This window comes from Paenibacillus taichungensis (genome assembly GCF_050994985.1).
GTDB classification, from domain to species: domain Bacteria; phylum Bacillota; class Bacilli; order Paenibacillales; family Paenibacillaceae; genus Paenibacillus; species Paenibacillus taichungensis.
Genome location: NZ_CP194720.1, coordinates 3,201,742 through 3,225,177, shown reverse-complemented (window position 1 = coordinate 3,225,177; position 23,436 = coordinate 3,201,742). Strand labels below are relative to the sequence as shown.

Annotated in this window: 20 protein-coding genes; 17 read left to right on the top strand and 3 right to left on the bottom strand. The window is 44.8% G+C overall.

Going from position 1 to position 23,436, the window contains the following annotated elements:
• Nucleotides 1–62 precede the first annotated feature (62 nt).
• The 9 genes from ACR1R9_RS14225 (at nucleotide 63) to ACR1R9_RS14185 (ending at nucleotide 10,239) form a co-directional block, all read left to right on the top strand.
• A complete protein-coding gene (locus ACR1R9_RS14225) occupies nucleotides 63–356 on the top strand; it encodes a hypothetical protein (protein WP_076291026.1) in 294 nt (97 codons plus the stop codon).
• 86 nt (nucleotides 357–442) lie between these two features.
• The gene (locus tag ACR1R9_RS14220) at nucleotides 443–1,735 is read left to right on the top strand and encodes an amidohydrolase (RefSeq protein ID WP_433923363.1); all 1,293 of its coding nucleotides are present in this window, start codon (nucleotides 443–445) and stop codon (nucleotides 1,733–1,735) included.
• 188 nt (nucleotides 1,736–1,923) lie between these two features.
• A complete protein-coding gene (locus tag ACR1R9_RS14215; RefSeq protein ID WP_076291028.1) occupies nucleotides 1,924–3,888 on the top strand; it encodes an ABC transporter ATP-binding protein/permease in 1,965 nt (654 codons plus the stop codon).
• A gap of 44 nt (nucleotides 3,889–3,932) precedes the next feature.
• Nucleotides 3,933–4,601: a response regulator transcription factor gene (locus tag ACR1R9_RS14210; protein WP_099852690.1), complete on the top strand. Its 669-nt coding sequence runs from the start codon at nucleotides 3,933–3,935 to the stop codon at nucleotides 4,599–4,601.
• The gene (locus ACR1R9_RS14205) at nucleotides 4,598–5,935 is read left to right on the top strand and encodes a sensor histidine kinase (protein ID WP_433923364.1); all 1,338 of its coding nucleotides are present in this window, start codon (nucleotides 4,598–4,600) and stop codon (nucleotides 5,933–5,935) included. The genes ACR1R9_RS14210 and ACR1R9_RS14205 overlap by 4 nt, the downstream gene beginning before the upstream one ends.
• 278 nt (nucleotides 5,936–6,213) lie before the next feature.
• Nucleotides 6,214–8,049: a UbiD family decarboxylase gene (locus tag ACR1R9_RS14200; RefSeq protein WP_433923365.1), complete on the top strand. Its 1,836-nt coding sequence runs from the start codon at nucleotides 6,214–6,216 to the stop codon at nucleotides 8,047–8,049.
• Between the two features lie 277 nt (nucleotides 8,050–8,326).
• The gene (locus ACR1R9_RS14195; protein WP_099852681.1) at nucleotides 8,327–9,418 is read left to right on the top strand and encodes an HD-GYP domain-containing protein; all 1,092 of its coding nucleotides are present in this window, start codon (nucleotides 8,327–8,329) and stop codon (nucleotides 9,416–9,418) included.
• 182 nt (nucleotides 9,419–9,600) lie between these two features.
• A complete protein-coding gene (locus ACR1R9_RS14190; RefSeq protein ID WP_433923710.1) occupies nucleotides 9,601–10,050 on the top strand; it encodes an SRPBCC family protein in 450 nt (149 codons plus the stop codon).
• A gap of 27 nt (nucleotides 10,051–10,077) precedes the next feature.
• Nucleotides 10,078–10,239 (top strand): hypothetical protein, encoded by a 162-nt coding sequence (locus ACR1R9_RS14185; protein ID WP_157258459.1) that lies wholly within the window; start codon nucleotides 10,078–10,080, stop codon nucleotides 10,237–10,239.
• Between the two features lie 6 nt (nucleotides 10,240–10,245).
• Here ACR1R9_RS14185 and ACR1R9_RS14180 read toward each other — a convergent pair whose 3' ends face one another.
• Nucleotides 10,246–11,466 (bottom strand): MFS transporter, encoded by a 1,221-nt coding sequence (locus ACR1R9_RS14180; RefSeq protein WP_433923366.1) that lies wholly within the window; start codon nucleotides 11,464–11,466, stop codon nucleotides 10,246–10,248.
• A 244-nt stretch (nucleotides 11,467–11,710) separates the two neighbouring features.
• Here ACR1R9_RS14180 and ACR1R9_RS14175 point away from each other — a divergent pair, with 244 nt between their 5' ends.
• The 3 genes from ACR1R9_RS14175 to ACR1R9_RS14165 all read left to right on the top strand — a co-directional run bounded on the left by ACR1R9_RS14175 (nucleotide 11,711) and on the right by ACR1R9_RS14165 (nucleotide 13,745).
• The gene (locus ACR1R9_RS14175; RefSeq protein WP_076291034.1) at nucleotides 11,711–12,295 is read left to right on the top strand and encodes a TetR/AcrR family transcriptional regulator; all 585 of its coding nucleotides are present in this window, start codon (nucleotides 11,711–11,713) and stop codon (nucleotides 12,293–12,295) included.
• A 33-nt stretch (nucleotides 12,296–12,328) separates the two neighbouring features.
• Nucleotides 12,329–12,580, top strand: a complete 252-nt coding sequence (locus tag ACR1R9_RS14170) for a hypothetical protein (protein ID WP_433923367.1) — start codon at nucleotides 12,329–12,331, stop codon at nucleotides 12,578–12,580.
• A gap of 190 nt (nucleotides 12,581–12,770) precedes the next feature.
• The gene (locus ACR1R9_RS14165; protein ID WP_076291036.1) at nucleotides 12,771–13,745 is read left to right on the top strand and encodes a D-2-hydroxyacid dehydrogenase family protein; all 975 of its coding nucleotides are present in this window, start codon (nucleotides 12,771–12,773) and stop codon (nucleotides 13,743–13,745) included.
• Between the two features lie 135 nt (nucleotides 13,746–13,880).
• Here ACR1R9_RS14165 and ACR1R9_RS14160 read toward each other — a convergent pair whose 3' ends face one another.
• Nucleotides 13,881–14,921, bottom strand: coding sequence for a LacI family DNA-binding transcriptional regulator (locus tag ACR1R9_RS14160; protein ID WP_433923368.1), 1,041 nt, complete (start codon nucleotides 14,919–14,921; stop codon nucleotides 13,881–13,883).
• Nucleotides 14,922–15,341: 420 nt separating this feature from the next.
• Between ACR1R9_RS14160 and ACR1R9_RS14155 the strand changes: the two genes are divergently transcribed.
• From ACR1R9_RS14155 to ACR1R9_RS14140, 4 genes are all read left to right on the top strand, one after another.
• The gene (locus ACR1R9_RS14155) at nucleotides 15,342–16,391 is read left to right on the top strand and encodes a 2,3-butanediol dehydrogenase (RefSeq protein ID WP_433923369.1); all 1,050 of its coding nucleotides are present in this window, start codon (nucleotides 15,342–15,344) and stop codon (nucleotides 16,389–16,391) included.
• 281 nt (nucleotides 16,392–16,672) lie between these two features.
• Entirely contained in the window at nucleotides 16,673–17,986 is a 1,314-nt protein-coding gene (locus ACR1R9_RS14150) for a hypothetical protein (protein ID WP_433923370.1), read from the top strand.
• 322 nt (nucleotides 17,987–18,308) lie between these two features.
• Nucleotides 18,309–19,409, top strand: a complete 1,101-nt coding sequence (locus ACR1R9_RS14145) for an NADH:flavin oxidoreductase (RefSeq protein ID WP_433923371.1) — start codon at nucleotides 18,309–18,311, stop codon at nucleotides 19,407–19,409.
• 116 nt (nucleotides 19,410–19,525) lie between these two features.
• Nucleotides 19,526–19,972: an Lrp/AsnC family transcriptional regulator gene (locus ACR1R9_RS14140; RefSeq protein ID WP_175382618.1), complete on the top strand. Its 447-nt coding sequence runs from the start codon at nucleotides 19,526–19,528 to the stop codon at nucleotides 19,970–19,972.
• Between the two features lie 72 nt (nucleotides 19,973–20,044).
• On the opposite strand, the gene ACR1R9_RS14135 is transcribed toward ACR1R9_RS14140, so the two are convergent.
• Nucleotides 20,045–21,598, bottom strand: coding sequence for an acetamidase/formamidase family protein (locus ACR1R9_RS14135; RefSeq protein ID WP_433923372.1), 1,554 nt, complete (start codon nucleotides 21,596–21,598; stop codon nucleotides 20,045–20,047).
• Nucleotides 21,599–22,080: 482 nt separating this feature from the next.
• Here ACR1R9_RS14135 and nagZ point away from each other — a divergent pair, with 482 nt between their 5' ends.
• Complete coding sequence (gene nagZ, locus ACR1R9_RS14130; protein WP_433923373.1) at nucleotides 22,081–23,418, top strand: beta-N-acetylhexosaminidase; 1,338 nt, start codon at nucleotides 22,081–22,083, stop codon at nucleotides 23,416–23,418.
• The last annotated feature ends 18 nt before the right edge of the window (nucleotides 23,419–23,436 follow it).

Here is a 23,436-nt window from a genome sequence, read left to right as displayed (position 1 = left end):
TTGCTCAGGCTCTCCGATCTGCTATGATGGAACAAATAATCATGCTAGAACGGAGGGAGATCATGAACTGCATTGCTGTATTGCCTTATTACAAAGTACAGAGAGAAGTGACGGGTCTCGCACAGGAAGTACTGCAGAGCGATCGGTCCATGATCCTTTACTCGGACAAGATTGTAACGAAATACCGCGAGTTTAACATTACGGAAGTGTTCGACATGTCCTTTCGGAGAATGGGGAATGAAGGTGGTTTCTTCTATCTACATACCAGCACCGGAGTCTATCCTTATATGGTCAACATAGATCCCAAACCTTTTATCCAAAGTTTCAGAACAATGACGACTCAAAAATTAACTTAATCTTGACCTTGACCTTGCCGTTACGTGAAGGCTTATCCTCGGATTTGGAAGTAAGACAATCCAAACCTAGAGGAGTTGGAAAACGAATGAGTATTTTAATCCAGCAAGCCACAATCTTAACGATGAAAGACACCGATTCCCCCTTCAAGGGGGATATTCGCATTGTAGGTGACCGTATCGCAGAGATTGCTCCCCACATTCAGGCTCAACCGGGTGATGACATTATGGATGGTCAACATAAAGTGGCAATGCCGGGCTTGATCAATGCTCACCAGCATACACCGATGAGTCTGTTACGAGCATTCTCGGATGATCTGAAGCTGATGGACTGGCTTGACCGTAAGATGCTGCCTGCAGAAGCCCGGATGACACCCGAAGATATATACTGGGGAGCACAATTATCCATCGCCGAGATGATCCGTTCAGGAACTACAGCTTACGCTGATATGTACATTCACATGAATGAAATTGCAGAAGCGGTAACGAAAACTGGTATTCGGGCATCGCTCACACGCGGCATGGTATTCGTGGAGGATGACGGGGGGCGCAGATTACAGGAAGCTGTCGATTTGGTGCAGCGTTGGTCGGGTAAGGCAGAGGGTCGAATTACGACGATGTATGGCCCGCATTCTCCCTATACTTGCCCAGTAGAACCTTTGCGGGAAGTCATCACGATGGCGGAACAGGAGCACGTGCCTATCCACATTCATCTGGCTGAGACGAAAGAGGAAGTTGTGAAGATTCGTGAACGCTATGGCATGACGCCAACGGAGTACTTGGAAGAGGCAGGTATGTTCGAAAAGGCACATGTACTGCTTGCCCATGGCGTACACCTGAATCGCAGAGATATTGGCAGATTGAAAGGCATGCGTGGTGGAGTAGCGCACAATCCGGTCAGCAATCTGAAGCTGGGCTGCGGAATTGCTCCAATTACCGAGATGATTGCACAGGGAATTAACGTGGGTCTTGGAACCGATGGGGCAGGAAGTGCGACAACCATCGATATGTTTGAAGAGATCAAGGCTGCAACCTGGCTGCAAAAGCTGGATTATGGTGACCCTACCCGCTTGTCGGCAAGAGAGGTACTACACATGTCTACACGGGGAAGTGCAGGTCTGTTGAACCTTCAGGATGAAGTGGGTGTGCTGGAAGCTGGGCGCAAGGCAGACCTGATTCTGATTGATCTGCAGAAACCGCATTTGCAGCCGGTTCACGAGCTGGAATCATTGCTTGCATACAGCGTGAATGGAGCTGATGTAGATACCACCATTGTGAATGGTCGTGTACTGATGAGAGGCAGGCAGCTGCTAACGATAGATGAGGAAGAACTTTTCCGTCAGGTAGAGGTTCGGGCGAAGCGTATTGTTGAAGGGATTTAATGTCCCGAGCGAAACTAACAAACGGAGTCCTAATGAATGTAGGGCTCCGTTTGCTTTTTCTTACATCGTGTATTTCTTTTGCCAGGCAGACGCGGATTGTCCAGTTCATTATCAGTTCACACAAATTTGTTAGAATGTGAAATGGCCAATATAGATAGGGTGTATGACTTGGAGAGGAAGAGATCAAGATGACTATATTAGAAGTTAAACATGTGAAGAAATCATACACGCTGTATGGTAAGGAAAAGGTCCCTGTGCTCCACGATGTGAATTTGAGCTTTGAAACAGGAGAATTCGTCTCGATCCTTGGTGAATCGGGTTGCGGAAAGTCAACCCTTATGAATATTATTGGTGGAATGGACTCCGATTTTGAAGGGGAGATCCTTGTTCGTGGAAAGAATTTAAGTGCCATGACTGAGAAGGAAATGGATGATTATCGGAAAAATAATATCGGCTTTGTGTTTCAAAATTTCAATCTGATCCCGCATCTGTCTGTGCTGGAGAATGTTACGATTGCCATGCAAATGACGGACACAAGTGAAAAGGAACGCAATAAGCGCGCTATAGATATTTTGACCGAGGTCGGGCTGAAGAATCATCTGAATAAACGGCCCAACCAGCTGTCGGGTGGACAGAAGCAACGGGTTTCCATTGCTCGTGCACTATCAAACAATCCAGACATTATTTTGGCGGATGAACCAACAGGTGCTTTGGATAAGGAAAATGGAGATCAAATCCTGGCTTTGCTGGACAGTATTGCGCAAAAAGGAATGCTGGTCATTGCGGTAACTCACTCGCAGAAAGTAGCTGATTCCGGTACGCGTATTGTAAAGGTAGAAGAGGGGCGGATTAAGGATGATATTCATCTAAAAGATCGTTCCTTGACCACTTATGAAGGCAGTCGTGGTGCTTCCAGAAACTTGGGCTTACTGGCTTCTTTCAAAATGGCTCTCAAAAATATGAAACTTAACGGCAAGCGTAATGTACTGGTTGCATTGGGTGGGTCGATCGGGATTTTAAGCGTACTCCTGATGCTCTCCTTGGGTAATGGGATAACGAGTTATATGAACGACGAAATCAATTCAAGTATGGACCCTTTGCTTGTGGATATAACGAAGCCCAGTGCAGATGCCAAAGATATGCAAGGCCCGCAAGCCTTGATGGCAGCAGGCGAACCTTTTACAGCGACCGATATTGAGACCATTCGCAAATTCCCTAATGTGGATCATGTAGAGACGATCACTACCATTACAGGAAAATCGACTATGGTTCATGCAAAGCAAAGTGTGGCACTTACGCAGTTAACGACGTTAACGGATGCTTTTGATCCAGCAATGATAACAAAGGGTACGCTTCCGGGAGAAAATGAGATGTTGTTACCCCTCGATACGGCGAATAAATTAAGCGGAAATGACCAAGCTGAATCCATGATCGGCAAGTCTGTGGTTCTATATATCAATGAGATGGATGGCAATAATAAACCGGTAACTTTGGAGAAAGAAATAACCATATCTGGTATTTATGAAGCGTCAGATCAAAGATCACCCATGCAGCAATCTCCGGGTTACATTTCACCACAGACGTTGGAACAAATGTATACGGACAAAGGAATAACGATTGGGCCAATTCAGGTTAACGCTTATGCAACCGATATGAAATATGTCAATGATATTAATGCTGCTGCTGTTGATGCTGGCTTCTCTGGCTCCCAGACGGCAAAAATTATGGAAAATATCACGACTTATGTGAATATGGCCACGATCGTTCTGTCTGGTATTGCAGGCATTTCGTTGCTCGTATCCGGTATTATGATATTGGTTGTGCTTTACATTAGTGTCGTGGAACGGACGAAGGAAATCGGCATCCTTCGGGCGATTGGAGCCAGAAAGAAGGATATCAAGCGAATCTTCTTTTCCGAATCTGCTTTGTTGGGAGTGTTTAGTGGTATCATTGCGGTAGTCTTTGCCGTCATTATTAGTTACGTGTTGAACATCCTTTTGGTCAACGCTTTTGGAGCAAAACTAATTAATTTATCCGGATATTATATATTGTTCGGAATCATTGTAAGTACAGTGATTAGTATCATCGCTGGTTTGATGCCATCTTCCAAAGCTGCCAAGCTGGACCCGATGGAATCCTTACGATATGAATAAATACAGTTGTGAATAATGAAAATTGCGGAAAGGATAATGCATAAATGAACACAATTCTTGTGGTTGATGATGATTCCCATATCCGCAAATTGATTCGAATATACCTTGAAACTAATCAGTTTTCCGTTGTGGAAGCGCCGGATGGCCAAGAAGCACTGAATATCTTGTCTCATACCAAAATTGATTTAGCGATTGTAGATGTGATGATGCCGCGTGTAGATGGTATTGAACTGACCGAAGATATTCGATCATATATGGATATTCCGATTCTGATGGTGACTGCCAAAGGAGAATCCAAGGATAAAGTCAGAGGATTCAATGCAGGGTCAGACGATTATTTAGTAAAACCTTTTGATCCTGTAGAGTTAATCTTGCGTGTAAAATCTTTAATGAAGAGATACAACAAGATTTCATCGAATGTTATTCATATAGGCGGTGCAATGATTAATCTGAGCAATTTGACAGTGGAGGCAGGAGCTCAATCGGTTGAATTGAAAAAGAAGGAATGTGAATTATTGTTTGCTTTGGCCAGTTTGCCAGGGCAAATATTCACACGTACACAGCTTATAGAAGATATATGGGGTATCGATTATGAAGGTGATGAGCGTACTGTTGACGTGCATATCAAAAGGCTAAGAGAACGGCTTGAACCGATCCCCGAGCTTATCATTTCGACGATTAGAGGACTTGGATATCGTTTGGAGAGTGTATGAAAATCGTGAGGAAAAGCCTGCGTCTACGAATCGTAGTTACTTTTTTTTGTATAGTGATCGTTAGTTTAATTCTCTCCTTTATTTTAAATATACGGTCTCAAGAAAACACACCGAATCACTCCATGGTCACGATTGCTGAAGATATCGCTACGATGATAAATCTGATTGATGATCCGGAAAAAGTGAAGACAAGTTTGAATATCTTTGCGCGATACGGCTTGAATATAACTTCCGTGAACGAACAAAGTGAAGTGCTTGCTTCCTTACCAGATGATAAAGTTCATGAATTATTCGATGAAAATACCAGGGAAGCGTTCATTCTATCCAATAAAGATGAAACAGCGATTGTCGGTGTTCCTAGGATGAATGAAGAGAAAGATGCGCTTCTGATCAAAATTAATTTTTCATCGATTTTCCATAATGTGAAACGTACATTAGTTATATCGCTATTAACTGTCTTAATCATAGGAAGCTTATTAATCATGTTCATGTCTGGGTACATTGTGAAACCGATCAAAAGGCTAACTGCTGCAGCTAAGAAAATGGCATCAGGCGATCTGTCTGTCCGTTTGAAGCATAATAATCCAGATGAGTTTGGTGAGCTGATGGAGAGTTTTAATCATATGGCTCGTGAGTTGCAAAAAATAGACTCGGTGCGTGATGATTTTGTCAGTAATGTCTCTCATGAAATGCAGTCTCCACTAACATCGATTAGAGGGTTTACAAGAGCGCTGCAAGATGGTGTCATCCCATTGGAAGAGCAGAAAGAGCATCTGGATATCATATACGAGGAAACATTGCGCCTTTCCAGGCTAAGTGATAATTTACTCCGGTTAGCCTCACTGGATTCGGAGCACCATCCGTTTAATCTCACTACCTTTCAATTAGATGAACAATTAAGAAGAGCGATCGTAATAGCAGAGCCCCAGTGGGCGCACAAAAATATCAAAATTGAATTGGATTTATTACCTTGCGAAATTACCGTAGATAAAGATCTGTTTGAGCAGGTCTGGCAGAATTTAATCAACAATGCGATAAAATATACCGGGCCGGATGGGGTCATTCACGTCGCAATCGAGATGTCCCCGTCATCTGTGAAGGTATCCATTAGAGATTCAGGACAAGGTATACCGGAGGGAGACCTTCCGTATATTTTCGATCGATTTTATATGGTGGACAAAGCACGGAGCAGTGCACTTAGAGGCAATGGATTAGGACTTTCCATCGTGATTAAAATTTTGAAATTACATGAGTGTACAATTGATGTGGAGAGCAGGGTTGGAGAAGGAACGCAGTTTACGGTTACGATCCCAAGACCTTCGATTGCATCTTAAGTAAACTCAATTAGCAATATTTAAGCAATTGTGGTCCTTATGAATGCAGGACTCCTATTGCCTGAATATTGCTTTTTGGTGTGCTGCGTAAGAGATTTAATATATTGTTTTGTTTAGTGGCAGATGATTTGATAAGATAGAAGAGATGCGAGCATCAATCCATTTGTAGTGTGACGAGAATGAAGTAGATTCAACGTTTGATTCTATCCGCTACCCTTGCACATCTATGTGAATATATGAACATAAACAATTTATTATATAAAGAATGGAGCCATCCAATGAAATATCGCAATATGGAAGATTGCATTAATGATCTGGAGCAACATGGACATTTGATTCGAGTGAAGGAAGAAGTGGACCCTCATTTGGAGATGGCAGCGATACATATGAAAGTGCATGAGGCGAAAGGCCCAGCTCTGCTTTTCGAAAATGTGAAAGGCTCGAAGTTCCAGGCTGTTTCCAACCTGTTCGGTACACTGGAACGAAGCAAATTCATGTTCCGTGGAACGCTTGAAGGTGTACAACGTGTCATGGCTGTTCGGGATGATCCAATGAAGGCACTCAAGACGCCATTTCAGCATATCAGCACAGGTCTTGCCGCCTGGCAGGCTCTACCTAAGCAGAAGTCCATCAGTTTGCCTGTAACTGCGCAAGAGATTCAGATTTCGGATCTGCCGTTGATCAAGCATTGGCCCATGGATGGTGGAGCATTCGTTACACTGCCTCAAGTCTATTCAGAAGACCCGGACAAGCCAGGCATCATGAACTCCAATCTGGGCATGTACCGGGTACAGCTAAGTGGTAATGATTATGAACTGAATAAGGAAATTGGACTTCATTATCAGATCCATCGCGGAATTGGTATTCATCAGGCCAAAGCAGTCAAAAAGGGAGAACCTCTGAAAGTGAGCATCTTCATTGGGGGGCCACCGGCACATACACTTTCTGCTGTGATGCCTTTGCCGGAAGGCCTCAGTGAGATGACTTTCGCAGGACTACTTGCCGGCCGTCGTTTCCGTTACAGCTATAAGGATGGGTATTGCATCAGCAATGACGCCGATTTTGTCATCACGGGTGATATTTACCCGGACGAGACGAAGCCTGAAGGACCGTTTGGTGATCATCTCGGATATTACAGTCTGACCCATCCGTTCCCGCTAATGAGAGTGCATAAAGTGTACGCCAAGCCGAATGCGATCTGGCCATTTACCGTGGTGGGTCGTCCTCCACAAGAGGATACTGCATTTGGGGATCTGATTCACGAAATTACGGGTGATGCCATTAAACAGGAGATTCCGGGTGTAAAAGAAGTCCACGCTGTCGACGCAGCAGGAGTGCATCCGCTTCTGTTCGCGATCGGAAGTGAGCGTTATACGCCCTATCAGTCGGTAAAACAGCCAACAGAGCTGCTTACGATTGCGAGTCGCATTCTGGGTACAGGCCAGCTCAGTCTGGCGAAGTATTTGTTTATCACAGCAGAAGATCAGCAACCGCTGGATACGCACCGGGAAGTGGAATTCCTGACGTACATCCTGGAACGAATGGATCTGCAACGGGACATTCATTTCCATACCAATACAACGATCGATACGCTGGATTACTCGGGAACCGGGTTGAACAGCGGCAGTAAGGTTGTATTTGCAGCCTATGGGGACAAGAAACGGGAATTGTGCCGTGAAGTACCAGAGACATTGAAGGATATCCGGGGGTATAGCAATCCGCAGCTCGTAATGCCAGGAGTTGTAGCCGTTCAGGGTGCGCCGTTCACCAGTTATGCGGATACAGAACAAGAAATGAAGGCATTTACGGATATGCTAAAGGAAAAAGGAGACCTGTCTTCTTGTCCAATGATTGTGTTATGTGACGATAGTTCTTTCCTGAGTGCGAACCTCAGCAACTTCTTGTGGGCGACATTTACCCGCAGTAATCCGTCCCATGATATGTACGGTGTGAACAGCAGTTACAACTATAAACATTGGGGCTGTGACCAGATCATTATTGATGCCAGAGTGAAGCCGCATCAGGCGCCACCGTTAATTCCGGACCCTTCTGTTGAGAAAGGCATTGAACGCTTTTTCGTACAGAGTGCGAGTCTAAGCTCGATCAAAATATAGATGAATTCAATAAAAGCCCAAAGATTTTTTTGGGCTTTTTGGTTATATATGTGTAAAACAAGATCTCCGTTATCTAAATACAAAATCAAACCGGGACTTTTTTGAAAATGGGACTGAGAATAAAGTCTTATACGTTCGTATTTCCTTTTACGATTAAGGTCGTTTGGACTATGGAGAAAAAGAATGTATTTATCGATATAAAGTAGTATAGGGATTTTTGGGACCCGATCTAACGGGTACTGTTGACTATAAATGATTGTTCAGGGGGAATACCGATTTGAGAATCCATATTATGAACCTGCAAGATGGAGACCGTCTAACTGCGGATACATTCAGCGAAGCGGGATTACACGTTCTGGGTCAGGGTACTGTGATCAAAAGTGAAGATATCACCTTGCTGATGCAGCACCGCGTAGACTATGTGGATATTGAACCACGCGAAGAAGAGATCACGGAAGCGGAATTCTTTGCTGCTGCAGCAAAATTTGCATCTGGAGCAAGCACAAGCACCAAGGAAGAACCGCCTGAAGAAGAAATGAAATCTCAATTTATACAAACTGTACATAACTATCAATCCGCGTTTCTAGAAGCATTGACGGTGGGTAAGTTCAACGCTACGATGGTGGACGATGCGCTTCAACCGATGGTGGAGGGACTGGACGAGCAAAAGGATGTCGTACATCTCCTGATGATGCTGGAACGGGATGATGTCAATAACTACACACATTCCATTCAGGTTGGACTGTTGTCATTTTACCTGGCTAACTGGCTTGGTTATTCCCAAAAAGAGAGTTACCAGATCAGTCGTGGGGGCTATCTTCACGATATTGGCAAATGCAAGGTATCTCATCGGATACGCAACAAGATGGAACCGTTAACCGCAGATGAACAGCTCGAATTGCAGCGTCACACGATCTATGGACATGATATTATCAAAAGTTCCATGACGGATGAAGCTACTGCGTTGGTAGCTCTTCAGCATCATGAACTTGAGGATGGTACCGGATATCCGATGCAACTGAAGAAAGATGAGATTCATCCATACACACAAATCGTATCTGTCGCTGACATATACATCGGAATGAGATCTGGCAGTCACGGAAGCAGCAATCCGAACCTGATTAACAACTTGCGAGATATCTATGCGATGGGATTCGGCAAATTGAATGAAAAGCCGGTTCAAGCCTTGATGCAGCATCTACTTCCTAATTTTATTGGTAAACAAGTACTGCTGAGCAACGGTGAGCGGGGTGTTATTGTCATGAACAATACATCCGATATTTTCAAACCACTGATCAAGGTGGAATCGGAACAATATCGTGATCTGTCCAAAGAACGAACTCTTGCCATTAATGAATTAATTATCTAAGTTTGCATATCAAATGAATTCACACAGAAAACGGGCCTCCTATAAGATAACAGGGGACCCGTTTTTCATTTTGATCATGCGCTGCGTTGTTCTTCATGGAGACCAGGAGTATACTTTGCAAAGACCTTAATCTTCCTTTTTAGGAAAAGGAAACAGAAAAGGAGGGATCGTCCTTGATTGAAGTGGTAACCGAGATTACAATACATGCGCCCATCGAGCGATGCTTTGACTATGCGCGGGACATTGATATTCATACCCGGACGGTCTGGAAACATACCCATGAGCAGGCTGTAGCAGGTGTGACAACGGGCAGAATTGGTGAAGGTGATACGGTAACTTTCGAAGCGAGCCATTTTGGGATAAGGCAGAAGCTGACTTCCCGGATCGCCGAGTACAATCGGCCGTATCTCTTTGTGGATCAGATGGAGAAAGGTGCTTTCAAGAGCATGAGACATGAACACAGCTTCAGCAAGCTTGGCGAGCAGACCACTTGTATGAGGGACACACTGAGATTTGAAGCTCCCCTTGGTGTTCTGGGTTGGGTCGCAGAGCGGATTGTGCTCAAGAGGTATATGCACGCTTTCCTGGAGAGCCGTAATTTGAAGCTAAAGGCGTTACTAGAGAATAAATAGAGCTGATCTGTCAGGAGGAGATGATGTTTGATGGAAAACGAATATTTTGTGGGTTGGGGTACACTTGCTCTTATTAATGCCGGACTTGCCCAGGGAAAAAACAGAAGTGGTCGTAACTGGTTTCTGATTTCCCTGTTATTTGGTCCGTTAGCCACTCTGTTTATCGTGGTATGGAATAAGCTGGATTAAGTTCATTTATTGATCCGAATTCCGATGGATATACCGATCAAAGGCCCAGAACAGAAGCGCAGCGGCACTAACGCCTGCACCCAGCCAGCAAATGCCAGTCCAACCTGCCCATGCGTACACTTGAGTAGAAGCAATGGAGCCGGTAGCACTTCCTATTGAATAAAAGATCATGTAGGCGCCCGTCAAACGGCTCTGCGCCTCAGGTCGGACTTCATAGATCAGACTCTGGTTGGTGACATGTACGGCCTGCACGGCAAGGTCAAGCATAATTACCCCAGCTATAAGCAGCCATAATGAGTGGTGAACATAGCCAATGGGCAGCCAGGATAGAAGCAATATGACAAGAGCGACGCCCGTCGTCTTTTGTCCCAATCCCCGATCAGCCAGTTTTCCGGCACGTGCAGCAGCCAGGGCACCAGCAGCTCCCGCAAGACCAAAGGCTCCAATAGCAGTATGTGACAGGGAAAGTGGCGGAGCGCTAAGTGGCAACACCATGGAAGTCCACAGAATGCTGAAGGCTGTGAAGATCAACATGGCGAGAACGCCGCGTGTACGCAGAATAGGCAGCTCTCGGTATAGTTGCAGGACAGAAACGATCAATTGGGTGTAGCTGAGTTTCTCTCGTTTGGGTTCGTGTTTTGGGAGTACCAGAAACAGGGCGATAATCCCGAGTAATGTCAGACTGGCAGAGAAGAGATAGACTGATCTCCAGCCGATCCAATCGTTCAAGGTGCCTGCTATAGTTCGCGCCAGTAATATGCCAATGACGATTCCGCTAGTGACCAGACCGACGATACGCCCTCGTTCAGAAGGTGCAGCCAGGGAGGCGGCAAAGGCAACGAGTGTTTGTGTAATCACGGCAAGCAACCCAATCGCTGCCATTCCAATAAATAAGATTTGACTGGATGATGAGGTACCTACAGTTATCAGGGCGATTACGGATAAAAGCATCTGGATAATGATCAGCTTGCGTCGATTCAATAGATCACCAAGAGGGACCAGTAATAACAATCCGAGGGCGTAACAAATCTGGGTTACGGTAATAACGATTCCAATAGAGGAATGAGAGATACTAAACTCTTCAGCAATGGAGTCGAGCAAAGGCTGGGCATAATAAATGTTGGCTACCGCCAGTCCGCTGCATAGGGCGAATAAAAGCGCGACAAGGCGGGACATGCCTGAACGTCCTTCGCTGAAGGGATGTGCTTGATGAGATGCATTTTGCATGGATGATTCACCTTTCTGTATTCGAATGTGCTAAGTTAGGGGAGCAGAAAGAACACTGTTGAATTTAAATATACCGATCAGTACATTATGATTCGGAATAAACATACTTCACGCTTTGACGAGATGTCAAGAGTTGAATTGAAATGTTTGATTGTCTTCTTTATATATCGAGATGGATTTGACATGAGAATTGGATCTAGATAAAATAGTTATATACTGATCGATACATAAAGAAGGTGAATACATGGTTAGACAACGGGAATTTGATACGGATCAGGCATTGGAAGCGGCAATGCAGATTTTTTGGGATAAGGGCTTTGAAGCGACATCCTTAAGTGATTTGACAACAGCTATGGGGATTCAGCGTCCCAGTCTATATGCGGCTTTTGGTGACAAAAAGGAATTGTTTGAAACGGCACTTCGCAGATATACAACTTTGCATGCCGCTCAAGTCAGATCCAGGCTTCAACATACATCCTCTGTAAAAGAAGCCTTCCGTGCCTTATTTGAACATATCGGAGCAGAAGGGGATGTGACAGATGCTCGTCACGGCTGTTTTTGCATCAATACGATGGTTGAATTGGCTCCGCATGACCCCAAATTCGCTGTTCTGACACGCGAGCACCAGATGTATCTGGTAGCGATTTTCAAGGAGACGATTGAACGGGGGCAGGAAACAGGGGAATTGTCTAATGATCTCGACTCAAGTGCGTTGTCCAAGTCTCTGGTTGTATCGATGATTGGATTGACCGTGATGATGAAATCGGAGCCAGATCGCTCATTTGTACAGCAGAGTATTAAGGTTACGTTATCGTTACTTGAGGAATGAGGGAAGGATTTCATTTTTAGAAAGGGTGTTCATATGAAACGTTATTTTCATAGGATCTACCTTATCGTTTTATATATTATAGGTGTGCTACTGACAACATACGGCGGGATGGGGATTATCCAGTTCAGTTTGATTGTGATTGGTATACTTGCTTTTATTGCTATTGTGGGTTCGCTGACAGAGAATGATCAATCAAAATTAGATACGATTTTTTGGAAAATACGGTCCTTGCTTCAAGTGGCGATGGCCATACTGATCACGGCGCTGCTTTTCAAGCTATTCTGAAGTGAGAGCGACAAGCGGGAATCTGTTCCTGCTCTTTTTGTGTCTGAGGACATTGGGCAGATGAGGGCTTGAGTTGATACAATACAGATAGGGTATAGATTAAATTAGGGTGTATACTATGATTTACATATTCGGGTAACATGTTCAAAGAATGTTTGATGATGCACATATATGAGGAGGAGATTCAACCATGCAGACGAAGTTGCGTTGTGCCATATTGGATGATTATCAGAATGTAGCCCTTTCTTCAGCGGATTGGACTCCTATCCTGGATCGAGTTGAGGTTCAGACGTTCAATAATTACTTGGGATCAGAAGAGAAGGTCGTTCAGGAACTGCAGGATTTTGAAATTATTGTCTTGATGCGTGAGCGTACACCTTTTCCTGAATCCGTGATTACTCAATTACCCAATCTTAAGCTTCTGATTACAAGCGGCATGCGCAATGCCTCCATTGACCTCCAGGCTGCGGAAGAAAACGGTGTAATCGTGTGCGGCACGGAAGGCAGCTCGAACCCTCCGACTGAACTCACATGGGCGCTGATACTGGGTCTGTCCAGACAGCTGGTAACTGAAAATAACGCACTGCGTTCCAATCGGAATTGGCAGAGTACAGTTGGCATGGATTTGTACGGAAAGACATTGGGATTGCTCGGTTTAGGCAAGATTGGCAGCCGAATGGCAGAGATTGCACAAGCCTTTGGCATGAACGTGATCGCCTGGAGTGAGAATTTGACACAGGCAAGAGCAGAGGAACAGGGAGTCCAGTGGGCAGAGACCAAGGAACAGCTGCTTGAACAAAGCGATATTGTTTCCATTCATCTGGTGCTCAGTGATCGCACTCGTAATCTGATCGGACGAGCCGAGTTGCAACGGATGAAAAATACCGCTTTATTGATCAATACGTCCCGTGCAGGCATTGTGGATCAAGAGGCGATGGTCGAAGCTTTACAGAATGAGTGGATTGCCGGGGCAGGTCTGGACGTATATGAACAGGAACCTCTTCCTGTGAATCATATGTTGCGTACACTGCCCAATCTGCTGGCAACGCCGCACCTGGGTTATGTGACTCAAGGCAACTATGCGATTTATTTTAACCATACCGTAGAGGATATTGAGATGTTTATGAAAGGAACACCAATTAGACAATTGCTTTCGAAGAAGTAGTTGCTCGGAGGTGGGTTTGATATAAAAGGGTGTGAATGAAGATAAAAAAGGTGTTTCTCAGGAAGAAGTTCATTCCTGGTGAACACCTTTTTTGTGATTATCGGGGGTTTGGATTGTCCATTAAATCCGGTGACTTCACACTGTGGGTGGTTCTTGTGAAGATGAGCGGATCATGGCAACGCTGGAGCCGCGCACAATTAACCGTGGCTCAAATTGAATATGTTCGTAATCCGTGGTGCTCATCTCTCGAATCCGTTTTAACAGCAATTCCGTAGCAAGTCGGGCCACTTCTTCGCCCATAATGGAGACAGAACTGATCTGCGGAGACGTAACGGTAGTCCATTGGTTATTATCGACACCCACAACAGCGATATCTTCAGGGACACGAACGCCGAGTTCTTTAAACCGATTTACCAGTCCGATCGCGACCATATCGTTAATCGCGTATACGGCATCTGGCATGTGAGTCAGCCCATAGAAATAATCCGCTGCATTAGCTCCCGTATTCAATGAGAAATCTTCTCCGAAGTAAACAAGCGAGATATCTACATGTCCCAGTGCCTGCTCATAAGCTCGATAACGTTCTTCAATAATATCTTTGGGGGCACCGGCGTATGCGATGCGGGTCCGTCCAATCTTAATCAGATGTTCCATCACCAGTTTCCCTTCTGGCTGTGAAAGAGAAACGACATCTGCTTTCATGCCAGGGTCCAGCTTTTTACCGTAATTGATCATGGAAATGGGAAGGGGGGCTTTATCAATTAAGCCAGGCAACGTTTTGGGATATGCCAAAGGCATGAAAATAAGCCCGTCCACATGCAGTTTTTTGATCGTACGAATGGTTTCCAGTTCCGTTCGTGCATTACCAGCCGTATTGATTTGAACCACATGATACCCATGCTGCTTCGCCGTTTGTTCAACAGACCAAGAGATCTCGGGAATGATGGCATTGCGGATGTCGGGTACAACCAGTGCGATCTGATGCGTCTGGCGTATTTTCAAACTCTGGGCAGAGGTATTGGGGACAAATCCTAACTGCTCAATGGCCTGCATGACTTTATCCCGTGTTTTGTTGCTGATGCCATCGGAATTGTTGATGGCTCGGGAGACGGTAGCGATACCTACACCTGCAAGTTCTGCAACGTCCTTGATCGTAACCTTCTGATCTTTACTCACGTTTAGTTAACCTCACTTCATCGGAAACGATTCCGAATTTTGAAAATATGTACGAATGAAATGACAATCCTATACCTTGATTATAACATTTGAGCCAATAAGTATCCTGTGAATACGATTAAAGAGCAGAGATGTCTGTTGCTTTCCAAAAGAACCGAATGGATAAATAGAGATAAATCGCGCATTCTATATCAATTGAATTAAATGTACACGAGAGAAAACGTACAGAAAGGCATAGAGCAAAAAAAATGATCAATACATTGAAAACGCTGGCATTACACCAGGATTATCGACGTAATATTCATAAGATAGACATATGTGTGACAAATTATGTTTGACAGCCTATTTAAAATGTGACATATTTAACTTACGGAAACGTTTCCGATTATATCAAAACTTATGATCTGGGAGATGAAACAAATGAAAGCATTGCGTTGGCATGGAGTAAAAGATTTGCGTCTCGAAAATATTGATGAACCCCGCCCTGAACAGGGGGAGGTTAAAATAAAAGTGGAGTGGTGTGGAATCTGTGGCAGTGACTTGCACGAGTACACTGCTGGCCCGATCTTCATTCCGGCTCAAGCACCGCATCCGCTAACAGGGGAACAAGCACCTGTTGTGATGGGGCATGAATTTTCAGGACAAGTCGTTGAAGTAGGAGAAGGCGTGACACGTTATAAGGCAGGTGACCGCGTTGTAGTGGAACCGATCTATGCATGTGGTCATTGTGAAGCCTGTAAACAAGGGAAATATAATTTGTGCGATCAAATGGGTTTCTTGGGCCTAGCTGGTGGAGGCGGAGGTTTCTCGGAGTATGTAACAGCTGAGGAATATATGGTACATGCCATCCCAGATTCCATCTCATACGAGCAAGGAGCGTTGGTGGAACCTTCCGCAGTAGCTCTTCATGCTGTTCGTCAAAGCAAACTGAAAGTTGGCGACACTGCAGCTGTTTTTGGTGCGGGTCCAATCGGGTTGTTGGTTATTGAAGCATTGAAAGCTTCTGGCGCATCGGATATTTATGTAGTGGAATTATCCGAGGAACGTAAAGCCAAAGCGGAAGAACTTGGCGCCATTGTTATTGATCCTACACAATTCAATGTGGTGGAAGAAATCCATGCACGTACGCAAGGTGGCGTGAATGTAGCTTATGAAGTAACGGGTGTACCACGGGTGCTGCAACAAGCGATTGATTCAACGCGTATTGGCGGTGAATTGATGATCGTCAGCATTTTCGAACAGGAAGCACCAATTCTGCCAAACTCCATTGTTATGAAGGAGCGTACGGTCAATGGCATTATCGGTTACCGTGACGTATTCCCGGCTGTAATTAGTCTGATGGCTAAAGGTTTCTTCCCAGCTGATAAGTTGGTAACCAAACGAATCAGCCTGGACGAAGTGGTAGAGCATGGATTTGAAGCACTGCTGAAAGAGAAAAACCAGGTTAAAATTCTGGTGAAAGCAGAGTAACTTTACCGAGCGAATCACAAGCCAAGAAATAGAGTGGAAGTCAGCGGATGGAAACAGGCACCTAGATAGAGCTCAATTGGAACTGATCCGCAATCGGTAGGCAACCACCAAAAAATTATGACAAATAGACAACGTATCTTCGGATGCGATTGTCTATTTTTTTTGCACGGAGCGGGCGGAATTTGTTGCAAGTACGTTTTGTTTTACATAATATGAAAAGATACAAATTGTATCTTTTTGCTGTAAAGGTGTATCTCATAAAAATGAAGGAGGAAGCGGACATGCAGAGGAATACGAAGTGGGCGGCCGTGATTTTGACGGTTATTGCAGGCATGGGCTGGCTGCTTATGGGTAGTTCGAAACCCAAAAACAATGTTTCCACCGATCAGCAGCCGACTGCCGAACGGGCACTTGCTAAGGTGTCCAATGCACCCATCACATCAGCCGATGTGACGTCCAAGATCGAGTTGCTTGGAAAACCTTTTAAGAAAGCACCGTATGCCAACAATGTCTGGGATTTGCAATTGTACAGAGGAAAAATATATATGGGTCATGGGAACAGCAGTAATTTAGGTGTTTCACCTAATGCGGGTCCGATTCCAGTCATCTATTACGATACAGCCAATCCCAAATTTATAACCCAGGCCGTCACCAATAACAATCCGAGCATCGTTCCTTCGACCAAATTATTCGTAGATGAGGAACAGATAGACATTTATAAAGTGCTGAACGACAAATTGTATATTCCCGGAAATGATTCGGACGGTGAGCAGTGGGATATGGGGAACTTCTACCGGCTAGACGGAGATGTATGGACAAAGTATCGTAATCTGCCGCTAGGTGTACACGTATATGATTTGGCGTCCTATCAGGGTAAACTGTTTGCAGCGCTGGGTACCGAGCAGAAACCTACTGTGTTAATCTCTCATGATCAAGGGGAAAGTTGGCAAAAATTCGCAACCATCAATACGTTTGGCTTCAGGGCATATACGCTATTTGAGATCAAGGGCAAATTATATGCTTCAGGCATGATGTATCCTGCCAATAATATTTGGGGCGATAAAACCAATATATTAGAGATTAATGAGAAGCTTGAAAAGAAAGACGTCGTCATCTATGGTAGCAAGATGCTCCCGGGATTATCCTATCAAACGGGCACCGTCCCGTATAATAAAATAGGGAAAAACATTAATTTCAACAATAAGCTGCTTTATATTGTCGGAGGGGTATTCAATGACGGGCAACTGTTACCCAAATCCTTGAATGTAATGACCGACATTAATCAGGTAACACGCGTCATTTTGCCAGATACTCAAGCTCTTCCTACGGATCTTCTGCTTCGGGAAGGGAAGGTCTATGTGCTTACCTACACTCGCAAAAGTGCGAATCTCTATATAAACCGGGTATATCAATCCACAGATCTGACCACATGGAATGAAATTCTCCGTTTTAACCAGGACACGTACGCTAAGTCTTTTGAAGAACACGAAGGTGATTTCTACTTTGGACTGGGCACAGACCCCGATGTTCTATCGACTTCATCAGGCAAACTACTGAGAGTTAATCGCAATGATATCCCTGTTAATTCTAATTAAACGAAAGGAAGATTATGGATTATATACTATGCTTCATCCACATTTTTGGTTACAGAGAGAGCCGTTTAGGTTAATTGTACAGGGCAGGCCGAGATCGTAGAACTTCTTAGCTGAAGCTACATCGGGCTTGCCCTATTTTGTGTTCAAGAGATGGGTAGTGCCTCTTTATCGAAAATTTGAAAATAAAAATTAGAAACTTTAAAATAGAAAGGTGATATATGTTAATCAATTCACAGAATAACTTCTGTGGTAGTAATACAAGAGCATGTGCAAGAAAGTATACATGTTTTCTTCCAATCTAATCGTAAAGGAGCATTACACAATGAATGTACCGTCAGCTTTGTTTAAACCATTTACCTCGGACAAGCTTACCCTGTCCAACCGGATCGTCATGGCACCCATGACTCGTGGATTTTCGCCCGAAGGAGTACCCGGACCAGAGGTCGTGGAATACTATCGTCGCAGAGCAGCCGGAGGTGTAGGGCTGATTGTTACGGAAGGAACGGGTATTAACCACCCTTCATCCATTAGTGGCGCGAGCATTCCGCTGTTCCATGGCGAAGAATCACTGCAGGGTTGGGCGAATGTAGTCAAAGCAGTCCATGAGGCAGGTGGCAAAATCATGCCACAATTGTGGCATGTGGGTACAGCCCGCCGTTCAGGCGATCTGCCTAATGCAGAAGCTGAGCCGGTAGGCCCATCGGGAATAAGCATGGCAGGTGAACCTGAAAGACAACCATTGTCAGAAGACGAGATCAGGGGTCTTATCGAGGCGTTTGCCCAAGCAGCAGCAGATGCCCAGCGCATTGGTTTTGATGGTATTGAGCTTCACGGGGCACATGGCTATCTGATTGATCAATTCTTCTGGGGGCATACCAACCGTCGTACGGATAAATACGGAGGCGATCTGACACAGCGCACGCGTTTTGCTGTTGAAGTTATTGAAGCATGTCGCGCCGCAGTAGGTCCTGACTTCCCGATCGTACTTCGTTTCTCCCAATGGAAAATGGGGAACTACGACGCACGGCTGGTGGAAACATCAGAACAACTGGAGCAATTCCTTGCACCCCTCACGGCTGCAGGTGTAGATATTTTCCACTGCTCGACCCGTCGATTCTGGCTGCCGGAATTTGATGGCTCAGAGCTGAATCTTGCAGGCTGGACACAGAAAATAAGTGGCAAGCCGGCGATCTCTGTTGGATCAGTAGGGCTCGAAGCTGAATTCGTGGACAGAGCGAACGAAAACCAGGGAACAGGTGACGCTCATCTGGATCAGTTGAACGAGAAAATGGAGAATCATGAATTTGACTTGATCGCGTTGGGGCGTGTACTGCTGAGTGATCCGGAATGGCCAAACAAAGTTCGCGAAGGACGTCAGTCTGAAATTGTTCCGTTTACAGTAGAAGCATTGAAAACACTCTAAACTGAAAACAAACCTGATGCCGCCGAAAGGCGGCTTTCGTATGATCAGGTAAGCAAGTAATTAGGAGTTGTCTGTTTTTCTGTTACAATATATAGTACATAGAGGGGTGAATGACGGTGCTGGATACGATTGATAGCCATATTTTGCGGCGTTTGGCCCAGAACAGCAGAATCTCGTACACTGATCTGGCCAAAGAGGTCGGCCTTTCAGGGGTAGCGGTTAAGGAACGTATTGAACGTCTTGTAAATCAAGGGATTATTGAGCAATTTTCAATTGTAATCAGTGCCGAGAAGCTTGGGAAAAAAATTTCTGCTTATCTTGAGCTGGAGGTTGAACCCAAGCATTTGGACAAGATTGTGGCGGCGCTGAAAGAAAACGAGCGGGTGGCCGTGCTTTATGAAATGACGGGGGCTTGCATCCTGCACACCCACATTCTTGTGGAGAGCATCGAGGAAATGGAACACTTCATGAACGAATCGATTTACTCTCTGGAAGGGTTGCTTCGGGTGGAAAACCAGATTTTGTTGAAGCGACACAAAAACCAGGATGGATTGAATATTTAACGAACAAGAACCGTCAGGCTCTGAAGACTAACGGTTCTTGTTTATTTCCTTTACAGAAACAGAAGAGTGTGATTATTCCGTCTTGGACAATTTTGCCCGGTAGAAGGTTACGAAATATTCGCTGACTTCTGCCAGTTTCTGATCGTTCAATTGAATAGGCGCCGTCAATTTGATCGTTTCCTCATTAAACGTAGCTGTTGTGGCACCGATTTTGGCCAAGAGTGTATTGTCGTTATATTGAATGGTGATCATTTTGGTTGCTGGGTCCCATCCGATGTCTGCCCCGAATTGTTCAAAGCTGTTGCGCAGCAGTGCACGCTTCTGTTCTTTTTCCCCGAAGATTTTTTTGTTGATGATGCCATGAATGCCCCAGTTACCGTCAACAACCTGCGTAATTCCGAAATCCGTTGAAACGGACATCAGTGAATATGCTTCATCTTCAGTCAAATCCATGCCTCTCATCAGAAAAGACTTCGTTTTGTTGGCAGCGTCCTTCATCGCTTTATCCAGGGAAGACTGCTTGAAAATTTCTGTTTGTGCATCCTTGCCCAGTTCGGCCAAATGGTTCGCATAGCTGAAGCCGTGAACAACCCATTCGTTTTCATTCTCAAGAAGTGGGAAGTTGAGCGCCTTCAACTTGTTGACCAGCTCCGCTTTTTTGTGAAGAATGAGCTGGATATCCCCGGTCACTGATGTTTCGATCGCTGTTCCGTTCAATTCGGAATCACCTTGACCTGCGTGCGGATCACCCACAGAAAGCAGTGCTCCAGGTACAGATACCGGATAATACATCGTTGCCCCTTCGGTTACGCGCCAATCATCGATATTCCCGCCATAATACGATGGTGGAACGGAATCGACAACATCAGCTTCTTTGGGGGCCACGCTCATTGTGCCAAAATGCAGCCGGACAGGGACGTGAATGCCTTTTAGCACATCATGGTTCTCTTCCACCGTCGAGTGATCAACGATAACACCTGGATAATCTATGGTTGGATGTACTGTGCCGCTTGGATCGGTCTGTGGTGTCCAGCGATAACTGTACAGTGCCTTGGCGTAATCATTGCCACCTTTCGTCTCCATTTCATATATTGTAACAACCTCACGTGTATTCGGCGTTTCTTCCATCTCACCATATAAAAGGCCCCAGTTTGCAGCTACATTCGAACCATAGGTTTTACCGGCATATTCCCCGTTTCCGCTAGGGCGCAGCTTCATGTCCAAAATCTTCACTTCGAGTACATCGCCAGGTTCAGCGCCCTCGACTGCAATTGGTCCCGTCATGATATGTACGCCAGGTCCACGATCAGCCTCATGTTTTTCCGTTTCGCTCCAATGGAAAATATCTTCTGCGCCGGCATCACCTTTGATCATGCGCTCATAATCATCGCCGGAGTGGTGCGTAACAGCTTCCACCGTGACGATATCCCCCGAATTAACCGTAAGCACGGGATCATCTTTCCCGATATTACCCCAGCGTACGTTTTCCGATTTTGCTTCAAGATAATGTGTTTTCGGAACGTTTCTAACTTGAACTGTGTCAGCATTTGCAACATAAGAGGCTGGAATCATTAATATAACAGCAGACAACGCAGAGGAAACCTTCCATTTAAACCGATTTCTCATTCAAAAATCACTCCCATTCGATATAATGTCATTTTACTTAACATGATATGAATCAGAGTATAACAGATGTGTTTTAGGTTAACAATATAAAGTTTTTGTTTTATTTTTCATATTTTTTAAAGTTATTTATCCAATATTCTTAAAAATATTAGATTTCCAAATTGAAATGCTTAGTGAATATTAGCTGCTTTTTGCCTTCCTATAATAATAATTTCAACATATGAAAAATTCACAACAGAAAACCATTTTTCACACCGCTGATACCTTTTCTCATCCCCTTCAATCACACACGCCTTAAGGAATAACACCATGAAGTACCACACATTTACCCGAAAAGGGGAAATTTTTTGCGTTTTTAGGCTGTATTTTTAGAATTTGTACTGGAGCTGTCTCCATTTTGAAAATGAACCACCTTATGATAAGGTTATGCCTGAACCACATTCAGACTGAATGACAACAATGCTTAAGGAGGATGACCATCCTTGTATATCGATAATCACAAGTTAAAAAACAAACACATAAACACGCTTCAAATGTTGTTCCTGCTATTCGGAATAGTGTTGCTCTTATCCGCATGTGGGGAGTCACAGAAGCCCTCCTCGTCAGAGCAAAATAACAATAATGCCGGAACGGAGACCAATGCGAATTCAAACACAGGTGCAAACAATCAGAATGGTCAGGATGATCAACAGAATACAGTGCCTCCTCAGGAAGAGAAAGATTCGGTAAAAGAGCAGCTCGGCCAATTGTCTTTGGATGAGAAGATTGGACAAATGATTCTCGCGGGTGTTCAGGGGACCACTTTGGATGCTCAAGCGAAACAGATGATCACGGATCAGAAGGTGGGAGGGATTATTTTCTATGCGAATAATGTCTCGACCGTGCCAGGAACGGCAAAGTTCGTGCAATCCATTAAGGATGCCAATCGTTCCAATCCTGTTCCAATTTTCATGAGTGTGGATCAGGAGGGTGGCAAAGTTAGTCGAATGCCAGAAACGGTAGAGTCTATACCTTCCAATGGGAAAGTGGGGAAGACGAAGGATGCTGATTTGGCTGAAACGATGGGCAAATTGTTAGCAAGACAAATTCAGCTGGTAGGTTTTAACGTCGATTTTGCTCCAGTGCTGGATGTAAATAGTAATCCGAATAACCCGGTAATTGGGGATCGTTCATTTGGAAGTTCGGCCAGTCTGGTTTCACAAATGGGCATAGCTGAGATGAAAGGGCTGCGCAGCGAAGGGATTATTCCGGTGGTGAAGCATTTTCCCGGTCATGGAGACACGTCAGTGGACTCCCACTTGGATCTGCCTGTCGTGAACAAAACGGAGAAGCAACTTGCCCAGCTGGAGTGGATTCCGTTTGAGGCAGCGGTGAAGGAACAGGTGGAAGCGGTTATGGTAGCCCATATTTTGTTTCCCAAGCTTGATCCCGACCATCCGGCATCCTTGTCGGACGTCATTATTGGTCAGCAGTTGCGTGGCAAATTCAAGTATGACGGTGTGGTCATCACAGATGATCTGAGCATGGGTGCGATCGCGAAAAATTATAAGTTGAACGATGCCGCCGTAGCGACAGTTCAGGCAGGAAGTGATATTCTGCTGGTAGCTCACAGTTATGAGAGTGCCAAGACTATTTTTGATACATTGAAGAACGCAGTGAAGTCAGGGAAGATTTCAGAATCCCGAATTAATGAAAGTGTATATCGAATTCTGGCGTTGAAGCAGAAGTATAACTTGTCCGATGAGGAGCAGCCGTCAGGAGATTTGAAGCAGTTGAATGCTGACATTGTGGATTGGCGTAAGCAGGTCGATGCCCGATAGTACCCACCTGTGTTATGA

What these genes read in the sequence shown, in the direction of transcription:
- ACR1R9_RS14180 (WP_433923366.1), bottom strand. Translation starts at nt 11,466, where the DNA reads ATGCAAAATGCATCTCATCAAGCACATCCCTTCAGCGAAGGACGTTCA.
- ACR1R9_RS14200 (WP_433923365.1), top strand. Translation starts at nt 6,214, where the DNA reads ATGAAATATCGCAATATGGAAGATTGCATTAATGATCTGGAGCAACAT.
- ACR1R9_RS14205 (WP_433923364.1), top strand. Translation starts at nt 4,598, where the DNA reads ATGAAAATCGTGAGGAAAAGCCTGCGTCTACGAATCGTAGTTACTTTT.
- ACR1R9_RS14170 (WP_433923367.1), top strand. Translation starts at nt 12,329, where the DNA reads ATGAAACGTTATTTTCATAGGATCTACCTTATCGTTTTATATATTATA.
- ACR1R9_RS14165 (WP_076291036.1), top strand. Translation starts at nt 12,771, where the DNA reads ATGCAGACGAAGTTGCGTTGTGCCATATTGGATGATTATCAGAATGTA.
- ACR1R9_RS14150 (WP_433923370.1), top strand. Translation starts at nt 16,673, where the DNA reads ATGCAGAGGAATACGAAGTGGGCGGCCGTGATTTTGACGGTTATTGCA.
- ACR1R9_RS14145 (WP_433923371.1), top strand. Translation starts at nt 18,309, where the DNA reads ATGAATGTACCGTCAGCTTTGTTTAAACCATTTACCTCGGACAAGCTT.
- ACR1R9_RS14210 (WP_099852690.1), top strand. Translation starts at nt 3,933, where the DNA reads ATGAACACAATTCTTGTGGTTGATGATGATTCCCATATCCGCAAATTG.
- ACR1R9_RS14220 (WP_433923363.1), top strand. Translation starts at nt 443, where the DNA reads ATGAGTATTTTAATCCAGCAAGCCACAATCTTAACGATGAAAGACACC.
- ACR1R9_RS14135 (WP_433923372.1), bottom strand. Translation starts at nt 21,598, where the DNA reads ATGAGAAATCGGTTTAAATGGAAGGTTTCCTCTGCGTTGTCTGCTGTT.
- ACR1R9_RS14215 (WP_076291028.1), top strand. Translation starts at nt 1,924, where the DNA reads ATGACTATATTAGAAGTTAAACATGTGAAGAAATCATACACGCTGTAT.
- ACR1R9_RS14175 (WP_076291034.1), top strand. Translation starts at nt 11,711, where the DNA reads ATGGTTAGACAACGGGAATTTGATACGGATCAGGCATTGGAAGCGGCA.
- ACR1R9_RS14225 (WP_076291026.1), top strand. Translation starts at nt 63, where the DNA reads ATGAACTGCATTGCTGTATTGCCTTATTACAAAGTACAGAGAGAAGTG.
- ACR1R9_RS14155 (WP_433923369.1), top strand. Translation starts at nt 15,342, where the DNA reads ATGAAAGCATTGCGTTGGCATGGAGTAAAAGATTTGCGTCTCGAAAAT.